A 22,858-nucleotide genomic window follows, 5' to 3' on the forward strand; every position below is an offset into this window, starting at 1 on the left:
CGCCGGTGGCTCTAAAAGGTGCTTGTGTCGCCGCTGCTGGCGAGGCCGCCAATCAATCCTAGAACGATGGAGCGTCCGCCTATGATTGGCACAGAGAGTGGTTTTCTAATTGATGTGAGTCGCGGGCCCAATTGGGTGTTGCTGCGACTCAGTCCAGGCGAGTCCGACAACGCTGCGAACGAGCAGCAATTGGCCGACGACTTGTGGAACGCGGTGTCGCGTCATTTGGTGTATCGCGTGGTGCTGGAATTCGGGTCCGAGTTCCAAACGCTTTCGCCGATGATGATCGCGCAGCTCGACGCGTTTCGTACCCGACTCGAAGCACACGATGGTGCCTTGCGAGTGTGTGGCCTCAACAAGAATTCGGCCGACACGCTGGCGTCGTACTGCACGGAGTCGAAGATTCGTTCGCGGCTAACCAGCCATTCGTCTCTCGCCTGCGCCGTATTCGGCACCGAAGACGCGGACACGGCCCAGAAGACCGAAGAAGTCAAGCAAGATACTGCTTACGAAGCCCTGCGAGTGCACTGAGCACCGGCTTGGCGCGGTCCTGGTCGTCGAACAGACCGGCTCCTGGGAACTCTGCGCCTTTGTCGGAGAGTTGGTTCCAGACCACCACCTGTACGCAGTTCTTGGCCAACAGCGGCGGCAAATAACGCTCGACCCATTCCGCGCGCGTGTTCGAGTGGCCGCCGTTCGCTTGTTTGTCTCGACTCCGCCGCGTGTCGATGGTGAGCATCAGGAACAGCGGCAGCTCGAATAGCCCCCACTGATCAACCAGCCGGCTAAACGCCAGGGCAGGGCGGGGGGCCGTGGCCAGTGGCTGGGAGCCAATATTCAGTTCGAGCCCCAGCCCCGACACGCCCAGATCGGCACGAACTAGCGCGTCGGCAAAGTGCATCGGTGCGAGGTCGGTCTGCTGCGTCGACATGTACTCGGCCCACGGTTGATCGAAGCTCACCACGATGGGTGTCCGTTGGTCGAGGTCGCGAATCGCGTGAATGGCCGACGCCACGATCTGCAGCCGATCCTCATCGCCCAGCGATAGCACTCGCGGGCGATTCATCCGCGCCGCGACGTGCCACAGATGGACCTTGCTGCGATACCGCTTCACCGTGTGGCGGACGTGATCGAGCATGAAACTCGAGAGCGTGTCGTAGTCGCCTTCCCACAGGTAGGTCCAGTCGGGCACGCGGCGTTCGTCGAACTCCAGCAGCGGCCCGCCCACGACCTTCAGGCCGTTCTTCTGCGCCCAACGCAACTCGGTATCGGTGTTGTCCCAGTTGCGTTTGCCCTCGCTGGCCTCGATGTCGCGCCACGACATCGGCAGGCTCACCAGGTTGAACGTGTCGGTGATCGACTCGCGCAGGTCTTCTTGCGGCAACTCACCACTCAGGTCGACGCCCAACAGCGTGTGCAGCGGGGCGTTGCGGGTGCGAATGCCGAGCGCCTGCTGGGCGTACACCGCGGCCAGTCGTTCGCCGGCCGCAACGGCCGACTCGATCGCCTGGTTGGCCTCGCTGGCGGCCGTTTCCGGTTCGTGCTGTCGCGACGCCGCGCGGGCGAAGTGGCGCGTCGCGGCCAGCACCTCCTCGTCGAGGTCCGGCGGCACCGTCAGGCCCAACTGACGCCATGCTTCGAGCTGGTTCCGCAACCGATGCACTAAACCGCGGGCAAGTTCCACTTCCAGGAAGTAGGGCTCTTCGCGCTCCATCAACGTCGAGCTGGAGAGCAGCATCTCGCCCCGGTCGCCCACCTTCCAGGGAACGCAGACGGCCCCGGAGTCGCTCTCGGCGCGTTGGATGACAATTTGCTTGTCGGAGATAAAGACGCTCGAAAACCAGGGAAGCTCCTCGAATCCGATCATGTGCACGCGCGTCGGATCGAGACTCTCGAGTCGGCTGCCGTCATGTGCAAACAGTCGCATCAGTCCCATGACGGTGCGGAACCTGTGGTGAGCGTAATCCGCCGCGGCTGGTGCTTGGTCAAGCAGCAGGCCACCAGCGGTGGAGTTGTAGACGCAGTGCCGACCGGCAGGAGGGGCAGCACTCTCCAACACTTCGCGGCGGATATTCCAGTGTAGTTGAGACCTGTGGTGCGAGGCAAGCACTGCGATTTTCGCCCCTGCAACGCTATACTTGGTGCCTGCCGCAAATCCCCGTTGCCCGCTGGAGATGGACATGCCCACCACCCCGCTGCTCGACACCCAATTGGCCGATATTCCCGCGCGCCACGGCAAGGTCCGCGACGTCTACGACCTGGGCGAGCACCTGCTGCTGGTGGCCACCGACCGCATCAGTGCGTTCGACTGGGTGCTGCCAACCGGCATTCCCGACAAAGGCCGCGTGCTCACCGGCGTGAGCGAGTTCTGGTTCGGCCAGCTGGACACTCCGCATCATCTGGTGACTACCGACGTGGACCAAATGCCGCTGCCCGATGGGGTCGACCGCGAGGTGCTCCGCGGCCGCGTGATGCTCACCAAGAAAGCCAAAGTGGTGCCGATGGAGTGCGTGGTGCGCGACTATTTGGCTGGCTCGGGATGGAAGGAGTACCAGCAGTCGGGCACAGTGTGCGGCGTCGAGCTGCCCGCCGGGCTGGTGGAGAGCGACCGGTTACCCGAACCGATCTTCACGCCCGCCACCAAGGCCGAGATGGGAGAGCACGACGAAAATATCTCGTTCGAGCGAATGGCGGGTGAGATTGGAACCGAGCTAGCTGAAGAGCTCAGGGCGCGGAGCGTCGAGCTGTTCAAAAAGGGATCGGCCCACGCCGAGAAGTGTGGCCTGCTATTGGCCGACACGAAGTACGAATTCGGCCACGCCGATGGCGAGCTGATCCTGATCGACGAAGTGATGACACCCGACAGCTCGCGCTACTGGCCGGCCGACCAATACCAACCCGGCGGTCCGCAACCTTCATTCGATAAGCAATTTGTCCGCGACTGGTTGCTCGCCAGCGACTGGGATCGCAACAGCGAGCCTCCCAAACTTCCCGAAGAGATCGTCGCCAAGACGCGCGCGAAGTACATCGAAGCGTTCGAGCGGATTACGGGAGGGGTGTTTGCTTGGAAGTGAGTGGGGCTGATTGGACGTTCGATTCCGACGACCCGTAGGTCCTCGGCTGGGGCAACTCGGATTTGCGAACCACTTAGCGATTCTCCACCCAATAGCCAACGAGCTACGTCTCGTCGGAAAATGCTCACTCATCGACCCTCAAAAGCAGTCGATTGCCCCCAATAGTTCAACCTTTCGCTTCCAACTATACTGGAGGTTTCCCGATCACCGACCTTTGACCCCCTGGTTCCTTCCAAGATGCTTCGTTACTGGACCGCTGGCGAATCTCATGGGCAGACGCTCATTGCCCTGGTGGATGGTTTTCCCGCTGGCGTAGAACTCGACCCCAGCCTGATCGACGTGGAACTCCGCCGCCGACAAGGCGGCTATGGTCGCGGTGGCCGTCAGCGGATCGAGACCGACGAAGTGCAGATCCGCACCGGCATCTGGCATGGCACCACGCTCGGTAGCCCCATCGTGCTGGAGGTGGCCAACCGCGATTACAAGCTCGAGCGGCTCGACGACCTGCCAAGACCACGGCCGGGCCACGCCGATCTGACCGGCTCGATGAAGTACCTCGGCTCGATCCGCGGTATCCTCGAACGCTCCAGCGCACGCGAAACGGCCGTGCGCGTGGCCGCCGGCGCGCTGGCGAAGCAACTGCTCGGTGCTTTTGGTATTACGGCGCTCGGCTACGTTACTGAACTTGGCGGCGAGCGAATCGAACCGATCGACGGCGACTACGAAACACTCAAAGCCACGCGCGACAAGAGCGAGATCTATTCGCTCAATCCGGATCGCGACGCGGACATCAAGCAGTTGATCGACGAGTCGCGCAAGGCGGGCGATACGCTCGGCGGAGTGATGGAAGTGCGCGTCGATGGACTTCCGTTCGGCCTGGGCACGCACGCTCAGTGGGACCGCAAGCTCGACGGCCGATTGGCTCAAGCGGTGATGGCCGTGCAAGCGATCAAGGGCGTGGAGATCGGTATGGGCTTCGAAGCGGCGCGGCTACCGGGCTCGAAGGTGCACGACCCCATTCAGTACGACGAGTCGCAGAAGGAAACGCCCAACATGGGTTACATCCGCCCCAGCAACAATGCGGGCGGGCTCGAGGGCGGCATGACCAACGGCATGCCGCTGGTGGTGCGGGCGGCCAAGAAGCCGATCAGCACGCTGGCCAAGCCGCTGGAGTCGATCAACCTCGACACCAAGGAGCCCGACGCAGCCAGCTACGAGCGGAGCGACGTGTGCGCGGTGCCGGCTGCTAGCGTGATTGTGGAAAACGTGGTTGCATTCGAGATCGCCACGGCGCTGGTCGATAAGTTTGGAGGGGATAGCTTGCCAGAGATGCAAGCTCGCTACGAACTCTTCCAGAAAATGGCCCGGGAGAGGTAGGGGGGAACAACGGCTGCCGCTTGCCGAGCAGCCGCTGCGCGCCCTTTCTACCTGCACGCCCGCGGCTCGCAGGGCATGCATCAATCGACCCAACGCCGAACTTGCCGCGTGGTGTTCCTGGTTGGGTGCATCCTGCCTACGCTAGCAGTGGTGGCGTGGGCCACCTACGAGCGGCTTCCCACCACGGCCGCCGCGCGGCTGGGAGTGGTGGAGCGAATGCTCGGCATACGCGTCGCCGCGGCGTCGGTCGATACGCCGATCCCTGGTGTGGTTCGTTGCCGCGACCTGCAACTGGCCAACGTCGAGACCGGCGAGGTTGTGCTCACCGCCGCGCTGGCTCATTTGCACACAGAGGAACCCACGCCGCGTGTGCAACTCTCGGGTGTCACGGTCGCCGAGAGCCAGCTCACGCATCTTGCCACTTCGCTGCACCGCACGCTGGAAGTCGATTGGCCCGGTAGCGTCTCCATCGAGCTGGCGAACGTCTCCTGGAAGGACGGCGGACGATCGGCAGCTTCGAAGTTGCTCGCCGGGCGCTCGCTGGCGATTACATTGGAGAGCACCGAGCAGAGCGGCGCGATCACTGGTCGGCGTTGCACCATCGATGCCGGCGACAATGGCCCGCGTGTCGAAGTGCTTCGCAACCGCCAGATGACGCCGCCCACCACGCGCGTCGAGTTGGATACGGCTGGGCAACCGGTTCCGGCCGATTGGCTGGTGGAACTTGGTGCGCTGGTGATCGACGGAGGTGAAGTCGCGACGTTCGCGGGTCGAGTCGAGGTGGTCCATGCTGCCGATGGAACCAGCGGCATGCTCGACGGAGAATTCGAGAACGTTGCACTCGCCGAAGCACTGAACGTTCCGCTCAACGCGGTGGCCAGCTTCCAGAATCTAAAACTTCACTGGCAGGCCGGGCGAATGGTTTCGGCCGAAGGCGACGTGGTCGCCGAAGCCGGCTCGATGCCCGGCGGGCTGGCGCAGACGCTGAAGCACTTGTACCAGACTCCGCAGCCGGGTGCTCACGTGGCGAACGAAGCGACCTTGCAGTTCGCCTGGATGGGCGTGACGTTCCGTCTTGCCGACGAGTCGCTAACTCTGTTGCCACTGTCGGGCGCGGAGCAAAACGCGTGCATCCTGGGTAGCAATTTGCAGGTGTTGTTCGGCTGCCCTGATCGTCTGGCGCCGACTCCGTACATTGGCACGGTACTCACGCACTTCGGCGGCGACCGCGGCACGCAAGCCGCCACGCGGCTGCCCAGAACGCTGCAGCGCTAGACACGACTACTTCGGCGAGAGCGGAATCGCGCTGGTGGTGGTCACGTTGCGTTCGTCGCTCGCTCGTCGGCCCAGCCGGCGGTTGTGCTCCCGATCGATCTCGTCGATCAGGAACTGCGTCGGCAGATCGCAATCGGTGCAGATGGTGATCAGCAACTGCTTCGCATGGTCGAGGTTGCCCGCCTCGAACTGAGTGAGCGCTTCCTCGTACCGCGAGATGCAGCCGAGCGAGCTGGCGCTGGAGGTCGCGGTACGGATGACAAAAACGTCGATCGGCTCGTCGATGCCGGCAAGCTCCGCTTGGCAGATGCGGTAGTCGAGCAGTCGCCCGCCGAGTCGTTGCACCACTTCACGGGTCGCCACGACCGGCGCGCCGAGCATCTTGGTCGCCTGTTCGAGCCGGCTCGCCAAGTTGACCGTTGAACCGCGCGGGCCGTACTTTAATCGCTGGCTGCTGCCGATGTTGCCTACCTGCGCGATGCCGGTGTGCAGTCCGACACCCAACTCCAGAGGTTTGTCGAGCAGGTGTTCCCAGCGATCGGAAACCTCCGGTAGCGTCTCCTGCATGCCGAGGGCTGCACCGCAAGCGAGCACCGCGTGGTCCGCCTGATCGACGGGGGCGTTCCACATGGCCGCCAGTCCGTCGCCATAATAATCGATGAGCGTGCCGCCGTGGTCCATGACGGCCGCCGTGAGGGCGTCCATCACGTCATTCAGCAGGTCGTACGTATCGCTGGTGGAGTGCTGCCCGCACAGATTCGTAAAGCCACGCAGGTCGGCAAACAGCACGGTCACTTCGCGTTCGCTACCTCGCAGTGTTTTGGCGTCGAGTTCTACCTGTGCAGCCACATACGGTGCGAACGCTTGCTGGTAGGTCACGCGATCGCGAGCGGCGTGGGCTTCCATTTCGAGGCGCGACATGCCGCAACCGACCGATTGTGCCAAGAGTTCCACCAGTTGGGCTTCGAGATATCGAATGCACCGGCGGCCGTTGGTTTGGTGCGGAGCACGGTAGGCGTACACCATGCCGACCACTTCGCCCGTCAGGTCCTTCAGCGGCGAAAGCACCACGGACTGCTCGTCGCTATGCGCGGAGTGAAACAGCGTGTGCCCCGCGCGGGCGGCCTGTTCGACCAATTGCGGTTGGTAGGCAACGCCGGCCGCAGGATGCGGCAGGCGGCTGGCGACGATGTTCCACTCGCCCGGCCCGGCCGTGCGGAGCAGGATCGCCCCGTCGAGGCCAATCGGATCGACGGCAAACAACGCCGCGTCTTCGTAAAACTCGCAGCGACTGGCGGGCCAGCGATGCAATGTGGCGAGCGCTTCGAGCCAACGAGCGATCGTCGAAGCGGCCGGGCCACCTTGCCCGCTGCTTCGTTCGTGACCGTATTCGGTGGAACTGAGTGGTTCGAGTTCACGATCGTCGCAAGGCGCACGGTCGTTGAGTATCTCGATGTGCGTATCGCCAACCGCGATATGAACTCCGCTGTCGATTGTCAGCCGCGTTCCGCGCGGGAGATTTTCGCCCGACGTGGCATTCGTCGCGTGGTCGCACTCGATCAACAGCGTGTAGCCATTGTCGGTGGGAAGGCACTCGAGGTAATTGCCTTCGCTGGGCGCGTCGGGCGGGTCGACCGTGTGCCAACCGGTCGGCGCAGGTGCGATCGCGACCAAACCTGCGTGACTGGTTTGGTGGTGCTGCTGTGGACCAAAGATGGCGATGTGGAGCATCTGGATGCGAAGCGACAGATTGGCGGTGTAGGCAACTGTTCAAAGGTAGGTCACCCGCGAGCGATTGCATCCCGCCACCACGCCCGCAGTATCGCTACAGCCGTGCTAGCACGACCCCGCGATTGTTCTAGACAGGTGCCAGCAATTGCGGAATAATCGCGCGGTGGCGGGAGCGCTGCGCGCACTGCTGCCACTCGCGCCACTACATGGAAGGACCGGCCGATCAATCCGCTGCTGTACTTTGTTGGACTCGCACTTTGCCTGCTGGCCACCGGCCGGGTGGCGACGCTCGCGCTGGGCGGCTGGGGCCGCATGCGGCATCGCCAGCGGCAGTACGAGTCGGACAAGCGAGCGTTCATCGAACGCGTGGCGGTCACTGCTCGCGCCGCGCGGGCCGACAAGCAAGACTACCTCGGTTGGGAAGGCACGCGCGAACTCCAACTCTCGGCTGTGGTGGACGAAGCGGTCGACGTGAAGTCGTTCTATCTCACCGACCCCGACGGCGCGGCGCTTCCTGCGTTCGAACCAGGGCAATACCTCACCTGCCACCTGCCGAGCGCTCCGGGCGAGAAGCCCTTGGTGCGGTGTTATTCACTTTCCGATCGCCCGCGCGAGGAGTACTACCGACTCACAGTAAAACTCTGCCTCCCACCTGCCGACTTGCCAGAAGCTCCGCCGGGGCGGGGCAGCAGCCGGTTGCACACCATGGTATCGGGCGATCGCCTGCCGGTGAGTGCGCCGCGCGGGGGGTTCTTTCTCGACCCGCGACGGAATCATCCGCTGGTGCTCATCGCCGGCGGTATTGGCGTGACGCCGATGGTCAGCATGCTCGCCACGCTGGCCGAGCAGAACGACGACCGCGAGGTGTACTTCTTCTACGGCGTGCGGAACAGCCGCGAACACGCACTCCGCGACCAGTTGGAAGAGATCGCGGCCGCGCACCCGCACCTGCATCAATTCGTGGCCTATTCGCAGCCGCTCGCCGAGGATCGCGAGCATCACGACTACCAGCTTCATGGCCGCATCACGATCGACACCATTCGCCGCATCGTGCCCACCGGAATGTACGACTACTACCTATGCGGGCCGGGTGGAATGATGGAACAGTTGGTCGAGGGGCTGCTGGCCGCGGGCGTTTCCGAAGAACGCATCCTATACGAGGCATTTGGCCCTGCGAGCGTGCGAAAAATGCACAAGCACGACGAGCCAGCGACCAGCGTGGCGTCGGCAGGTCCGACGCCCACGGTGAAATTCGCCACCAGCCACCAGCAAGTCGACTGGGACAATCATTGCGACTCGCTGCTCGACTTGATCGAAGAGCTGGGCGTTGCGATCGACTCGGGGTGCCGAGCGGGCAACTGCGGAATGTGCGCCGCGCGAGTCCTGGAGGGAGACATCGAAACCGTCAAACAGCCCGGTGCCGCCGCGCCCGATGGCTACTGCCTGGCGTGCATCAGTGTGCCGAAGTCGCCGTTGGTGCTGGAACTGTAAGCCAACTTGCCTGAACGAATGAAGATCGAACGATTCCAACAACGATTCTCACGAGTCGCGACCTGCGTGGTGGTGATGATCGCCGCCAGTATGCTGCTGGCTGCCGGCACGGGCGAGGTGCCGGAGTTCACGCCGCGGCAGTGTGACCCTGCGCGCGTGGTGGGCCCCGACACTTGCATCAAGTGTCACGAGTCGGAGATGAAGCAGTGGATGCAGACGCCGCACTACCGCACGTTCGACGTACTGCACCGCACGCCCGAGGCGAAGGAGATCGCCAAGAAGATGGACCTGCGTTCCATCAAACGTAACGACACCTGCGTAACCTGCCACTACACGCGACAACTGCAGGGAACTCGCGAGCGCGTGGTGGCCGGCGTGAGTTGCGAGTCGTGCCACGGCGGCGCGAAGGACTGGCTCAACCTGCATGCCGACTATGGCGGGCCGAACATCACGCGCGAAATGGAAACCGCGGGCCATCGGGAGAAGCGACTGGCCGAAAGTATCGCAGCCGGCATGAACAACCCGACGAACCTGTACCTGATGGCCCGGCAGTGCCTCAGTTGCCACACCGTGCCCGACGAAAAACTGGTGAACGTCGGCGGCCACAAAGCGGGCACCGACGATTTCGAGCTGGTCGCCTGGTCGCAGGGCAGCGTGCGGCATAACTTCGTGCGCTCCGATGGAGCGGTGAACGCCACGAGCGACCCCGCGCGGCTTCGCGTGATGTACGTCGTCGGCGCGATGGCCGACCTCGAAGCAAGTTTGCGCGCGGTGTCCAAAGCCACCGAGATGTCGACCTACGGCCGCACCAGCGCTGCCCGAGCGGCCAGGACCAAGCAGCGGCTGTGGGATATCCAGCGAAAGATTGATCACCCGTTGGTGGCCAAGGCGCTCGATGCAGTGTCGCAGCTCGAATTAAAACTGGGCAACGAATCGCAAATCCTAGCCGCCGCCGATGCCGTGGGCGCCGCCGCGTACGAGTTTGCCGACGTCGATGGCAACACGATTGCCGAGGTCGACGCCATGCTGCCCGATCCCAGCCAATACAAGTAGCTCCAACTCACTCGCCCCTGGCCCCCGCGTTTTTCATGTCCACCGCCGAAACGACGTTTGCCCGCCCGAAGCGTTGGGATGTCCCCTTCGGCGACGAGATGATGCCCAACCGCGATGCGGATCGGCTACTGGCGATCGAACCGTTTCGCAGCATCGACGCAGGCCGCTTTCCAGCGACGTTACCCCTCAAGGGGATCTTGCGCAACGACGCCCGTATTGTGGAATACCAGTCGGGCGACTTGGTGATTCGCGAGGGCGATTACGGCAACAGTGCGTTCATGCTGCTGCACGGATCGCTCCGCGTGGCGCTCGAAAGCCTCGCGCCCGAGGCGATGGGCCACCCCGCCAAGCCGCGGAAGAGCTGGCTCACGGCGCTGCGGCAGGTGTTCAAGTCACAGCAACTGCCCGAAGTGCGCCGCAAGCTGGCCCGCGCACCCGATTCGGTCGGCCTGCGGGGCGACGGCAGCCACACGCACGTGTTTCTGCAGGACGTACCGCGAGTGCTGGACGAAACACGAACCGCCAAGCTGACCGCGGGTGAGTTCTTTGGCGAGTTGGCCGCGCTCTCGCGCTCGCCGCGCACCGCCAGTGTGTTCGCCGAAACGGCGGCCGTGGTGCTGGAGATTCGCTGGCAAGGCTTGCGCGACATCATGCGGCGCTCACCGGCGCTCAAGGAGCACATCGACAATTTGTATCGCACAAACAGCCTGCGCGTGCATCTGCGGGAGACGCCGCTGTTGGCCGATTTGCCGGCCGAGAAGCTCGACCAAGTGGCCGGCGCGACGCAGTTTACTTCCTACGGCAACTTCGATTGGAACACCGACTTTGCCAAGGGCGAGTCGCTCTCGCCGCTGGAACGCCTGGCCCGCGAGCCGGTGATTTCCGAGGAGCAAACGGCGATCGCCAGCGTGTTATTGGTGCGCTCGGGCTTTGTGCGACTGAGTCAGCGTTTCGGCGCTGGGCATCGGACGCTGGCCTACCTGGGCAAAGGACAAGTGATTGGAGCCAGCGAACTGCTGCACGCCAAAGACGGCAAACCTCCGCTGCACGCCTACTCGCTACGGGCGGTGGGGCATGTCGACTTGTTGGAGATTCCCATCGAGGTGATTCGCGACACCGTGTTGCCGCACCTCTCGGCGACTCGCAAGAAAGAACTCGAGGCGGCCGCCCAGCGCGTGACTCCGCCGCAGCCACTCGACCAATTGGCAGCGGACGACGCGAACGCCACGCCGACGCCGCTAGTGGACTTTTTGGTCGACGAACGTCTGGTAAACGGCCGCCAGGCGATGCTGATTGACTTGGAACGCTGTACTCGCTGCGACGACTGCGTGCGGGCTTGCGCCACGACGCACGATGGCAATCCACGCTTCGTGCGCCAGGGTCCGCAGTTCGGGCGGTATCAGTTCGTTGGCGCTTGCATGCACTGTACCGACCCGGTCTGCATGATCGGTTGCCCCACCGGCGCGATTCATCGCGACACCGAGTCGGGCGTGGTGCGGATCAACGACGGGACGTGCGTTGGCTGCTCGACCTGCGCCAACAGTTGTCCATACAGCAACATTCGCATGGTCGAGGTCCGCGACCTGTTCGGCACGCCGGCCATCGATACCGCGCAGGGATTACCAATCGTGAAAGCCACCAAGTGCGACCTGTGCAGCGACGGCATCACTGGCCCGGCCTGCGTTAACGCGTGCGCCCACGACGCCCTGGTGCGACTCGACATGGCCAACCTCACACAGGTGGCCAACTGGATGGAACGTTAAGACGAACCAGCAACGATCAACACCTTGAAACCCTTCGCTCGCCGACGCTCACGAAACCTGTTGCTCGCCTCCCTGGTGGTGGTGGCGATCTGGTATTGGCTACGGTGGATCGACCTGGGCCTCGGCCGGCCGAGCATCATGTCGGGTTACCTGCTGTATGGCCTGGTGGTGTTTCTCGCCCTGTTCAACTTGCGGAAGAAGCTGCCAACGCTGCCGCTGGGCAACGCGTCGCTGTGGCTGCAGGTTCACATCTACGTCGGCCTCGTGGCGGGGGCGGTGTTTGGACTTCATCTGGCGTTCCGCGTGCCCAATGGCTGGTTCGAGTGCCTGTTGGCGACCAGTTTCATGATGACTTTCATCAGCGGCTTGGTGGGCCTGGTGATTTCTCGGCGCGTACCGCACCTGCTCAATCGAGTTAGCCAACAAGTCGTCTACGAACGCACCCCCAAGCTGCGGCGGATGCTCGCCGAGCGTTCGCGAAGTGCGGTGCTCGAGTCGGTGGCCTCCTCGGGCGCGACAACGCTGGCTGACTTCTACACACATCGGTTATTCGACTTCTTCGCCCGGGCACGCCCTTTTGGCTACTTTATCCGGCCGTCGAGTACTCGACGCAAGCGACTGCTGGCCGACATGCATCAGTTGGATCGTTATCTCTCGCCGCCGGAGAAGTCGGCCTGCGAGCAGCTCTACTCGATGGTTCGCAAGAAGGACGACCTCGACTTTCAGGAAATCCAGCAGCGCCGCGTGAAGGTGTGGCTGTTCGCGCACATCGCACTGACCTACATCCTGCTGGTCATGGCTACGATGCACGGTGTGATGGTCCTGGCGTATCGGGGGGACGTGCTGTGAGAGAGCATCTGCCAGAACCCGATCCGCAGGGCTACGATCGACCCAACCAGCCGTGGATCTGTGGTCGCGCGGCCACCGGCGATCCGTGCGCGTTCGGCCCGGGTCCGCGAGGTGTTTGTCCCTCGCGGGCGGAGTGCCAGCCTGTGGAGATCGATGGCCAGTGGCAATGCGACCGCCCCGCGACGCGCGGCGGAGCGTGCGACGACGGCCCCACGCCCGACGGCAAGTGTTGCCGCGCCCAGCAGTGCCAACCGGTCCGCAGCATGCGAACGGTGCGCGGTGTGCTGGTTCGCTCGGCGATGATCTTCACGGTGGGCGTCGCCTTGATGATGCTTGGCAGCAGTCGCCGCAACGGTTGGCTGGCGCCGGGACCGCTCACGTCGAGCCACTCGCAGGTGCTGCAAGGCGAAGGGTGGAACAACCGCTGCAACAACTGCCACGCGGCCGCCGAACAGTCGGTCGGCACGTGGCTCACCGCGGCCGTCGGTCAGTCGATCGGGCCCACGCAGTCGACCAAGTGCCTGGCGTGTCACGACAAAACCATCGAGCCGACGCTGGCGCTCATGGCGCACAATGTGCCGGCCGACCTGCTGGCCGCGCTCGATGGCGACTCGTTGAACCAAGCCAAACAACACAACTTGGCGTGCTCCGTTTGTCACCAAGAGCACCACGGCGCGGGCCATGACTTGGCCGCCATGAGCGACACCCGCTGCCAGACGTGTCACACACAGCAATACGCCAGTTTTGCGAGCGACCACCCTGACTTCGCGATGTGGCCCTACCAGCGACGCACGCGAATCGCATTCAACCACGCGACGCACAGCGGCAAGCACTTTGCCGAGAAGAACCAGACGTTCACCTGCTCGCGATGCCACGTAGAGGACGAGTCGCGCCATGTGCAATTGACGCTCGGGTATGACGTTTCCTGCGCCGAGTGCCACAACGCCGACATTGCCACGACCACGGCTGGCGGGGTAACGCTGCTGACGATGCCCATGCTCGATACGGACCTGTTGGCCGACGAGGGAGTCGAACTCAAAGGCTGGCCCGAGCGCGCGACCGGCGACTTCGATGGCAAGCTGCCTGCGATGATGAAGCTGCTGCTCGCACAAGATCCCAAGACGCTCGCGACGATGGAGCAACTCGGCGCCGACTTCGACTTCTTCGACGTCGATCCCGACGACCCGCAGCAACTCGAAGCGGCCGGCACCGTGGCCAAGGCCATCGAGAAGCTTCTCGAACAACTCTCCAGCGGCGAACTGGCCAAGTCGCCCACCGTTCAAGGCCTGACGCCGGAGTTGGTGAAGTTGGCTCGCCGCCAATGGACCGAGAGCGACACGCCGGACGAAGACGAGCTGCCGCCGATGCCCGGCAGTTGGCAGAGCGATCCGGTGAGTCTCACGTTACGCTATGAGGTGACCGGCCACGCCGATCCCGTACTGCGGGCGTGGTACGACGCAATCGTTCGTTTGCCGGCTGGCGAATTGCGCGGCTCGCTACTGGCCGATTTCACATCGACCAGCGCCCCAGGGCGATGCGCGACGTGCCACAGCATCGAGTCCACCGCGGACGAGGGGCTGGTGATCAACTGGCACGCGCAAGACCCCCGAGACGAGCCGCGGGGCTTCACGCGGTTCTCGCACGGCCCGCACTTGTTGCCGCTGGAGCTACGCGACTGCACCGCCTGCCACACACTCGACCCGGCGGCCAGCGCCGCGAACACCTACACCGGCCACAACCCGGCGGCGTTCACCACGGAGTTCCTGCCGGTGACCAAAGCCACCTGCGCCGCGTGCCACAACAAGTCGGCTGTGGGCGAGTCCTGCACGCAGTGCCACAATTATCATGTGGATGCAGCCAGCTTGCGGTAAGGTCGGGCATCGTGTCCGAATTCTTGCGAATCCAGCGACTTTCGCTTACTGCTTGACCGGCAGACCGACGATCGAGAGCTGCTTGTCGTACTCGATTTGCATCGTGTATTTCATCACGAAGCGGTCAACGCCGGTCGCGCCGGCGGGGACTTCCACGTCCCAGCGGAGCATGCCTTCTACGAGGCCGCGTTGTTGGTAGTCGCGGTCTTCGCTCACCGGTTGGTCGCTCTTCACCAGCGTGATCTTGATGTCGGCTTCGCCTGCGGTCGGCATGCGATCGAGCAGGCGGACCTTGGCGGGGTCGGAGCCGAAGTTCTCGATGGTCAGCTCGTAAGTAAAGTCGACCACGCGGTTGCCGCCCTGGATCCGTTCGACCTTGTCGACCAATTCGCGCGTAGTGCGGAGCGACGAGTCGATTCCCAGACCGACGCTGAACTGTTCGCCGACGCTCACCGTGGGCACTTCGCCGCGACCGACGAATTCGTCGCCCAGGAACGTCGAAGCTGGGCCGGCCAGCAGCACTTCGTCGCTGGTGTTGGCCACCCGGGCTTCTTCGTAGACGCTGCTGGTGAGGACCGGAATGGCCAGTCGATAGAAGTTGGCCTCCAGCGGATGGGCCGCGATCTGGATGAGCTGCCGATCGCTACGGCTGGGCAGCGTCATGCGGCTGGCCAGGCGGTAGCTGACGCTGACGCCTTCGCCCTGGACCATTTGGCGCTCGTCGGACTTTTTGATCTCGATGCGGGCCGTGTTGTAGTCGAGGATTTGCATCTTCTGCGCAACTTCATTCAGGAACCGATCGGCCGACTCGCGGTCGCGGGCCATCCAGGCGTTGCCCTGCCCCTGCCTTCCGCCGCCACCGAAGCCGCCCTCGTCGGAGGCAGCCGTTTGCGGCTCCGAAGTCGCTGCACCAAATAGGCTATCAACCGGGCCGTTGAAATCGGCTTGGCCGTTTACCGCATTGTCACGCACTTGGGCCAGTTGTTTGCGCTGCTGTTCCAATTCTCGCTTGGCCATCTTGTAGTCCTTCGCGCCAGAGGCGACTTGCGCTGCGACTTCGGACTGCTCGCGGCCGAGCTTCACTACCAGTGGATCGAGCGACGGTGCTTGAGCCACCAGCGACGGAGTGGCGGTCGACAGCGTCATCTCGACGTCGGTCCAATCCTCACCGCTCATCTGCTGGATCGAAGCGTTGTATTCCACCTGCACTTTGTCGCGATCGCTGGTGGCTCGCAGGTTGTACGACGGCGACCACGTGGCGTTGGTGACCAGGTAGCTAAGCTTCATCCCCGCGCCAGCCGCGTTGGCCACGTTCACGAACACCACCGCTTCGCGCAGTGTCTGCGCCGAGCCAGCTGCCACGGTGCTCCGCTTGCGCTGTAAGGTCTCCATTTGCCGCTGCAAGTCCCGCAACGTGCGGGAGGCTTCTAGTTGCTTCTCCGCGATTTCGCTGCGCTGTGAGAAGTTGAATTTGGTCAGTTCCTTGAGCGTCTCGGCGTTCAGCACCCCGTTCTTCAACTCGCGATCGGCCGTGACGGTGGTGAACTGCTCGAGTTTATTGAGGTACTGCTGCTGCTCGTTCAGTAATTGTTGCTCGCGCTGGACGGTCGTCATCTCGTCTTGCACGTCTTGAATCTGCTTATCGAGTTCGCGAACTTCTTGCCGGACGTCGAGTTCCATGGGGCGCACCCGGTAGCGGACCGAGCGAATCTCCACGCCGTCGCGTGGCTCCGCGTACAGGCTGCCGGGCAGGACGTTTTCGGGCAAGTTCGTGACGACCACTTCGGCCAGCCCCGAGACTTCGGCCAGGTCGACCGTGCGAGTCACCAGCGCCTGGCCTTGGTACACCGTCACCGCGGCGACTTTTCCATCGACCACCACGGCCGTTTCGTCTGCATCGTCGGCCCGAACGTTCGGAGCGACGGCCAACGCGAAAGCGATACCAAAAGCGAACAAAGAACGATACATGATAAGCTCCTCACAATTCGAGTAGAAAGTCGGGCTGCGCCACTCCGATTGGACGTAGCCACTTGCTGACAAGTTCCCACACGTTTCGCAGATTGTAACGTTACGGACTTCAAATCTATAATGAGACCTGCTGTTCGTCTCGTACGACTGACCTTCGCATGGCGGCCCACAAGCAAATGACGCCTCGACACGCCTGGCACGCGGCGACAATCGCCGAAGTGCGGGAGGCGTTCGACGTCGCGCGGACGGGGCTCTCCTCGGCCGAAGCCGCTAAGCGACTCGAGCAGTCGGGGCCCAACCGCCTGCCGCAGGCACGCCCCACACCGGTGTGGCGGATCGCCGCCAGGCAATTCGCCAGTCCGCTGATACTTATTCTCTTCGTGGCTGCGGTGGTGTCGCTCGTCATGCATCCCGACGAGCCGACCGACGCGGCGTTCATCGCCATTGTGCTGGTGCTCAACGCATTGATCGGCGGGTTCCAGGAATGGAAGGCCGAACGCAGCAGCCGCGCGCTGCAGCAGTTGCTTCAGATTCGCGCCACGGTGCTTCGCGATGGCGAAATGTGCGAAATCGACGGCCAGGACGTCGTGCCGGGCGACGTGGTGTGGCTGGAGTCCGGCAATCGCGTGCCCGCCGACCTTCGGTTGACGACTTCGCACGGGTTGGAGATCGACGAGTCTTTGCTCACAGGCGAGTCGCTGGCCGTGACGAAGGACGCCGACAGTGTGTGCGAGGCTGCGACGCCAATGGCCGATCGCAACAACATGGCTTTCGCTGGTTCGATGGTGCAGCGAGGCCGTGCCGAAGGAGTGGTGATTGCTACGGGCTCGGCGACCAGCGTAGGGCAGCTTGCGCTCGACGTTACCAGCAGAACGGGCGGGCGGCCGCCACTGTTGGACCGCATGGCCGAGTTCACTCGCGTGGTCGCCTGGTGCATGGTCGTGGCAGTGGTTGTGATCGCGGTGGTGGGCGTGCTGTGGCGTGGCTACGGTGCAACGCACGTGTTCATGTTTGCCGTGGCGTTGGCCGTGTCGGCCATCCCCGAGGGACTGCCCGTGGCGCTAACGGTCGCGCTAGCGGTGGCCACCACCCGCATGGCGAAGCGCGGCGTGATTGTCCGCCGCCTGGCGGCTGTTGAGGGGCTCGGTAGTTGCACTCTGATTGCCAGCGACAAGACCGGCACGCTCACCTGCAACGAACTGACCGCCCGCGTTGTCGAACTCGCGGATGGAACGCAACTGGAAGTGACCGGCGAGGGCTTTGCGCCTGAAGGCGAGGTGCTTTCGGGCGGCGAGCCCGTTCAACCAACCGGTGACTCCGCCTTGCTGGCACTTGCGCGCACGGCCGTGCTGTGCAACGAAGCCGATTTGTACGAGCGAGACGACTCTTGGACATGGCGGGGCGACCCGACGGACATTGCCTTGCTGTCGCTGGCGCACAAACTGGGAGTCGTTCGCGCGGCGACGCTTGCCGAGGCTCCTCAGGTGAACGACATCGCCTTCGAGGCGGAACGCCAATTCGCGGCCAGCTTCAATCGTCTGGGCGAAGAGATCGTCGCCAGTGTGAAAGGCGCGCCGGAGCGAGTGCTCGACATGTGCGATGTCGATTCAAATCAGCGTACCGCCCTTCTGGCGCGAGCCGACGCGCTGGCCGGGCAAGGCTATCGGGTGCTCGCTCTGGCAATCGGTCCGGCAGCCGATGTAAGCGAGTCGGCGGCGCCGGCCGATCCCACCGGGCTGGAGTTCCTGGGCTTTGTCGGCATGATCGATCCCCTGCGGCCGGGCGTTCGCGAAGCGGTGGCCGCCAGCCGCGCCGCGGGCATTGAAGTTTCCATGATCACTGGCGACCACCCAGTTACCGCGCTCGCCATCGCTCGCGATCTCGACTTGGCCGACCAGCCCGACCAGGTTGTCACTGGCAGCCAACTCAACGGATGCACGCCTGACGAGCTGCAAGAACTGGTGCAGCGGGCGCGAGTGTTCGCGCGAACCACGCCGCGACAGAAGCTCGAGCTGGTGGAAGCGGCGCGGGCTGCAGGGCATTACGTCGCCGTGACTGGCGACGGAGTGAACGACGCGCCAGCGCTGCGTCAGGCGAACATCGGCGTTGCGATGGGCCGTAGCGGCACCGACGTGGCGCGCGAAGCGGCCGAACTGGTGGTGACCGACGACAACTTCGCCACGATCGTCGCCGGCGTCGAGGAAGGCCGCATCGCGTACGACAACATTCGCAACGTGATCTATCTACTCATTTCCACGGGCGCCGCCGAGGTGGTGATGCTGGGGTTCGCTATGCTGAGCGGCTGGCCTGCTACGGAAACCGGCGCGGCGATCCTGCCGCTGCTGCCGGCGCAGTTGCTGTGGCTCAATCTGGTGACCAATGGCATTCAGGACGTGGCGCTGGCCTTCGAACCCGGCGAGCCCGGCGTGCTCCGCCGGCGACCTCGCCCGCCGGGCGAATCGATATTCAATCGCTTGATGATCGAGCGTACCATCCTGGCGGCAATCACCATGGCCGTGGTTGGCTTCGCCGCGTTTGCCTACATGATCGAGGTGGCCGGCTGGAGCGAGTTCGACGCCCGCAACGCGCTGTTGCTACTGATGGTATTGTTCGAGATCGTTCACATCGGCAACTGCCGCTCGGAGACGACTTCAGCGCTACGAAAACCACCCTGGTCGAATCCACTGCTGCTGGTTGGCTCCGCCCTGGCGATCGGCCTGCACGTGCTGGCCATGCACTGGGGGCCAACCCAAAACGTGCTGGGCGTCGCACCGGTGACCCTCCAGCAGTGCCTGGTGCTCTTCTCACTGGCGGCCAGTCTGATGGTGGTGATGGAACTGCACAAATGGTGGCGGCGGCGACACCCGCTGGACGCCAGGCCAAAAAGCTGAAATAGCTGGAACTTCTTGGGCGGCTGGCTCGTCCATCTCCTGTCGCCAGTTAGCAGCCAAAACAAAAAGGGAAAACGAATCATGCTACGCACCTGTCTTGCCGTCCTGATGTCCGTTTCGATAGTGGTGGGTTGTGGTCCCCTTGGTAGCACGTCCAGCACAGGAGGCAATTACCCGCCGGTGACGGAGGCGGAACTGATTGGTAAGAAGTGCGCCAATCGCACCGGCCAGGACGACGGGGCCTTCCAGTGGGCGTTCGAGAAAGACCGCTTTGTGCTGGAGGGGACAGACATCCCCCCAGACTTGCTCCTGGTGATGCTCGGCGAGGACGCCAAGTCGGAGAAGATCGAAGGCACCTGGGAAATCGACGATGACGAGAACATTCACTTCTTCGTCGAGACCGACCAACCGGAAGGCAAACCCCGTGAGTCGAAGCTGCGCATCTTCTTCACCGGTGTCATCCGCATCCAGACGGACGACGCGCAGTACGTGTTCTAACCTTCGCGGGATCTTCGATGCTTGGCCTACTCCGCCGGATCGGGCCGCATCGTCAGCAGCGAGCATTCCAGCGTAGGCAAGAGTTTCTGAGCTGTCGAACCGAACAGCATGCTGGACATCCCGCTTTGGGTCACGGTGCCAAGCATCAGCAAGTCGATATCGAGTTCCTTGGACTGCCGGAACACGACATCGCTGGCGACCCCTTCTTCGATGTGCGTGACCAGTTTCGGCGACAGCGCGGCGGCATCGTCACGGGCGGCGATTTCATCGAGCTTCGCCTGCGCCGTGGTGCGTGCGTTGTTGTTCGCGGAATCCACGGCCTCGTCCGACACGGCGCTGAATTGAAGGAAGGATCGTTTGACTGGTTCCAACACGTGCGTGATGTGCAGTTCAGCGTCGAAGAGTCTGGCTAGCCTGATTCCCAAGTCGACCAATCGATTGCACACGGGTGTGAAATTGGTGCCAATCAGAATGCGATCCACCACGGGACTAGGGCGTTGCTTGGCGATGCATACCGGGCAGGGGCTCGAGCCCATCAGCGAGAAGGCCGTACTGCCCACTAACCGGCCTCCAAGCAAGCTATGGCCTCGACTGCCGACGATGACCACATCGGGAAGTTGCTCGGTAGCGTATTTGAGCATCTCGACTCGAGGTCGACCTAGTACAACTTCGCTGTCGGCCATCACGCCTGCGTCGGCGGCTGCGGCCACATGGTGCCGCATGGCCTCTTCAGCTGCGCGGACCACGGTCGACTCGTCGTCATGTGCTTCCGCGATCAGACGCTGCGTTCGTTCGTCGAGGTCGAGCGCGGTGAGGAAGTGAATCTTGGCGGGCTCACCTCCGCGGTTGTTCAGTGCCGCCGCCAACGCAATGGCCCGATCGCAAGCAAATTGAGAAGGAGTTTCCCCACCTGGGGTGGCTCTCCAGTCTCCATGGGACAGATCTACGCCGACTAGGATATTGTACCATTGGGGCATGATGAACTCGCGAGGACGTAAGGAACAGTCGTGGCACTACCTTTAATTTTCCGTAAGGCCAAATTCTTGGCAAGTCCTGCTTGGGAGCGGACGAGCATGGTTTCATGGCCACGGGCAACAGATGCTGACTAGGGACCGCGACGTCCAAAGCTGCCATGGGCTTCATGGTCGAGTTCGATCTGCTCCTCATGCGGTCTGGCGGTGCGCCGGTGACTCTCGCTCTGCATCTCTCGGATGCGGTTGCGCTGCTCCACCTTCATCTCGCCGATCATCTCGTGTTGCTGGTCAATCTGGTCTTGCACTCGGTTGTGATCGTGCAGTTGTTGTTTGTGAAGCTCGTCGACCTGACGCTTGAAGTTGTCCCGCAGGCGGTCGGACTCTTCTCGTGGTTGCCGGAACTGATTGCGATGGTCGGCATTGAACTGGTCGACCTGCTGGCGGTACAGTTCGTGTTGATTTCGCGCTTGATGTCGCAACTCCTCCGCTGCGGAGGAGTTCTTCAGCCGAAAAGCCGATGGCTCGTAGTCGTTGACTACGTAGGAGTAGGCTCCGCGCGGATGGCCGGCATCGTCGAAGTACCGAGTGAGGTGTGCATTGGGATCAAGCCGCTGCTGCGACTCGTACTCGGATCGCGCGCTACGGAACTGTTCCATCTTTCGCGAGCGGTCCACCACGTTGCGCCGCTCGTCGTCGGTCAGTTTGCGGAAGTCGCTATTCCACCGGCCGCGGGGGTCGAAATCTTGGCTCGGCTGCATTTGGACCACCGTACCGACTAGCGCCGGTGACGCGGCTGCGCCGTGTTGCTCGTCGTCGAAGCGGTGCTTCCATTGGTCGCTGTCGCGGCCGTATTGCCACGCATAGAAACCGAAGAACGGACTGTAGTAGCTGCGATGTCCGCTGTCGTACCAGGGGTGATAGCGGTCGCGGTTGGCATAGCCGCGGCCGTAGTAGTAGTGCCCATGATCGTTGTCGATGAACAGCGAACCAAGCAGCGACGAGGTGTTGACCACTCGGCTAGGCGTGTACGCGTCGCCTGTTTTGTAGCCGCTGGTCCAAGCGACTGGCGCGTACAGCCACCCGCGCTGCTGAAGCGGATAGTCCCAGTAGCCGCTCACCAGCACCGCGCCGCTGGGCGTGTAGACGTAGTGGTCGGGCACCCATGTCCAGCCTTGGTGGCCGGGGGACCAGTAGCCGGGCCGCCAGGCATAGCGTTGATCCTCCCATTTCCAACACCCTGGAATCCAGAAGTGGCTATCGCTCGGTGCGGCACTCGAAGGGCCTTGCTCGAGCGACTCCGGAGGGTAGGGCAGGTACTGCACCTGCTGGTCCTCCACATCGCTCCAGAAGCCGCTCACCCACAGGTGGCCGCCATCCACCTCGGTCCAATGTCCGGGCGTCCACGCGCGGCCTGGCGGGATGGCTCGCCACAGCCCGCTGACCCACACAAAGTCGCTACGCTCCGCGAGCCACGCCCAGTAGCCAGGGATCCAATCGATGTTCGCGCGGTCGGGCCGATACTCGGGGGATGTCTCGTCGATTGGTTGCGGCGGCTGCTGGGCGACGACCTCGCCCTGCTGGGCGTTTGCCGAGACCGGCTCGGCAAACGCTTCGTGCACAGGCCCTTCCTCGAGTGCTCGCGCCCCGTCCAACTGGTTGCCCACCAGCTGAGCCGGCACCTTCCGCGAAGTTGGCGCCTGGGCGACGCGGAGGTCGACGGCTGGCTGGTTGAGTCGCTTGATGGAAACCAGCACCGAGGTTTCACCCGGCTGGATGGCAACTTGGGACGATTGGCTAAACGCTAACTGCGCAAGCGCCATCGACACGACGGACACGCCAGCCAGTGGCAGGGACCACCGCAGGGCAGCTGGACAATTCATAGGCGGGGACCTCGATGGGGGGCTCAATCCCGGTTCGGGGGGTATGCAGGGGGACGGTTGTCGACCGAGGTTTCCGCCTCGGCCAGTGACCCGCCTGGCTGCATGGAATCCGTGATGCACCGTCAGTGCCCGAACCAGAACTTGCGGGGAATACACCCCGTTT

The 22,858-nt window shown here is 63.3% G+C and carries 16 protein-coding genes; 11 read left to right on the forward strand and 5 right to left on the reverse strand.

The features are described from left to right. Positions 1–81: 81 nt before the first annotated feature. Positions 82–531 carry a hypothetical protein gene (locus tag ACQK2L_RS13590; protein ID WP_425397561.1) on the forward strand — a complete coding sequence of 150 codons (450 nt, stop codon included), beginning with the start codon at positions 82–84 and terminating at the stop codon, positions 529–531. Here ACQK2L_RS13590 and ACQK2L_RS13595 read toward each other — a convergent pair. Continuing rightward, positions 491–2,182, reverse strand: coding sequence for an endo-1,4-beta-xylanase (locus ACQK2L_RS13595; protein WP_425397562.1), 1,692 nt, complete (start codon positions 2,180–2,182; stop codon positions 491–493). The genes ACQK2L_RS13590 and ACQK2L_RS13595 overlap by 41 nt on opposite strands. Between ACQK2L_RS13595 and ACQK2L_RS13600 the strand changes: the two genes are divergently transcribed. From ACQK2L_RS13600 to ACQK2L_RS13610, 3 genes are all read left to right on the forward strand, one after another. Further along, entirely contained in the window at positions 2,181–3,074 is an 894-nt protein-coding gene (locus tag ACQK2L_RS13600; protein WP_425397563.1) for a phosphoribosylaminoimidazolesuccinocarboxamide synthase, read from the forward strand. The genes ACQK2L_RS13595 and ACQK2L_RS13600 overlap by 2 nt on opposite strands. Positions 3,075–3,311: 237 nt before the next feature. Then, positions 3,312–4,451 (forward strand): chorismate synthase, encoded by a 1,140-nt coding sequence (gene aroC, locus ACQK2L_RS13605; protein WP_425397564.1) that lies wholly within the window; start codon positions 3,312–3,314, stop codon positions 4,449–4,451. A gap of 75 nt (positions 4,452–4,526) precedes the next feature. Beyond that, entirely contained in the window at positions 4,527–5,726 is a 1,200-nt protein-coding gene (locus ACQK2L_RS13610) for a hypothetical protein (RefSeq protein ID WP_425397565.1), read from the forward strand. Between the two features lie 6 nt (positions 5,727–5,732). Here the strand turns inward: ACQK2L_RS13610 and ACQK2L_RS13615 are convergent, their stop codons facing one another. Further along, a complete protein-coding gene (locus ACQK2L_RS13615; RefSeq protein WP_425397566.1) occupies positions 5,733–7,457 on the reverse strand; it encodes an adenylate/guanylate cyclase domain-containing protein in 1,725 nt (574 codons plus the stop codon). A gap of 279 nt (positions 7,458–7,736) precedes the next feature. On the opposite strand from ACQK2L_RS13615, the gene ACQK2L_RS13620 reads away from it, so the two are divergent. From ACQK2L_RS13620 to ACQK2L_RS13640, 5 genes are read left to right on the forward strand one after another with little or no spacing between them, the layout of a single operon-like run. After that, positions 7,737–8,948, forward strand: a complete 1,212-nt coding sequence (locus ACQK2L_RS13620) for a 2Fe-2S iron-sulfur cluster-binding protein (protein WP_425397567.1) — start codon at positions 7,737–7,739, stop codon at positions 8,946–8,948. An 18-nt stretch (positions 8,949–8,966) separates the two neighbouring features. Continuing rightward, entirely contained in the window at positions 8,967–10,001 is a 1,035-nt protein-coding gene (locus ACQK2L_RS13625; RefSeq protein ID WP_425397568.1) for a cytochrome c family protein, read from the forward strand. Between the two features lie 35 nt (positions 10,002–10,036). Next, positions 10,037–11,764: a cyclic nucleotide-binding domain-containing protein gene (locus ACQK2L_RS13630; RefSeq protein ID WP_425397569.1), complete on the forward strand. Its 1,728-nt coding sequence runs from the start codon at positions 10,037–10,039 to the stop codon at positions 11,762–11,764. Positions 11,765–11,788: 24 nt separating this feature from the next. Further along, on the forward strand, positions 11,789–12,613 hold the full coding sequence (locus ACQK2L_RS13635) for a hypothetical protein (RefSeq protein ID WP_425397570.1): 825 nt from the start codon (positions 11,789–11,791) through the stop codon (positions 12,611–12,613). Next, positions 12,610–14,484, forward strand: coding sequence for a hypothetical protein (locus ACQK2L_RS13640; protein WP_425397571.1), 1,875 nt, complete (start codon positions 12,610–12,612; stop codon positions 14,482–14,484). Before ACQK2L_RS13635 ends, ACQK2L_RS13640 begins: the two co-directional genes overlap by 4 nt. A 45-nt stretch (positions 14,485–14,529) precedes the next feature. On the opposite strand, the gene ACQK2L_RS13645 is transcribed toward ACQK2L_RS13640, so the two are convergent. Further along, complete coding sequence (locus ACQK2L_RS13645; protein ID WP_425397572.1) at positions 14,530–16,452, reverse strand: mucoidy inhibitor MuiA family protein; 1,923 nt, start codon at positions 16,450–16,452, stop codon at positions 14,530–14,532. A 176-nt stretch (positions 16,453–16,628) separates the two neighbouring features. Here ACQK2L_RS13645 and ACQK2L_RS13650 point away from each other — a divergent pair, with 176 nt between their 5' ends. Beyond that, complete coding sequence (locus ACQK2L_RS13650; RefSeq protein ID WP_425397573.1) at positions 16,629–19,343, forward strand: cation-translocating P-type ATPase; 2,715 nt, start codon at positions 16,629–16,631, stop codon at positions 19,341–19,343. A gap of 81 nt (positions 19,344–19,424) precedes the next feature. Beyond that, on the forward strand, positions 19,425–19,841 hold the full coding sequence (locus tag ACQK2L_RS13655; protein ID WP_425397574.1) for a hypothetical protein: 417 nt from the start codon (positions 19,425–19,427) through the stop codon (positions 19,839–19,841). Positions 19,842–19,867: 26 nt separating this feature from the next. On the opposite strand, the gene ACQK2L_RS13660 is transcribed toward ACQK2L_RS13655, so the two are convergent. Next, the gene (locus ACQK2L_RS13660; RefSeq protein WP_425397575.1) at positions 19,868–20,818 is read right to left on the reverse strand and encodes a universal stress protein; all 951 of its coding nucleotides are present in this window, start codon (positions 20,816–20,818) and stop codon (positions 19,868–19,870) included. Positions 20,819–20,946: 128 nt separating this feature from the next. After that, entirely contained in the window at positions 20,947–22,695 is a 1,749-nt protein-coding gene (locus tag ACQK2L_RS13665) for a hypothetical protein (RefSeq protein WP_425397576.1), read from the reverse strand. Positions 22,696–22,858 lie beyond the last annotated feature (163 nt).

The organism is Aeoliella sp. (assembly GCF_965227375.1).
Taxonomy (GTDB): domain Bacteria; phylum Planctomycetota; class Planctomycetia; order Pirellulales; family Lacipirellulaceae; genus Aeoliella.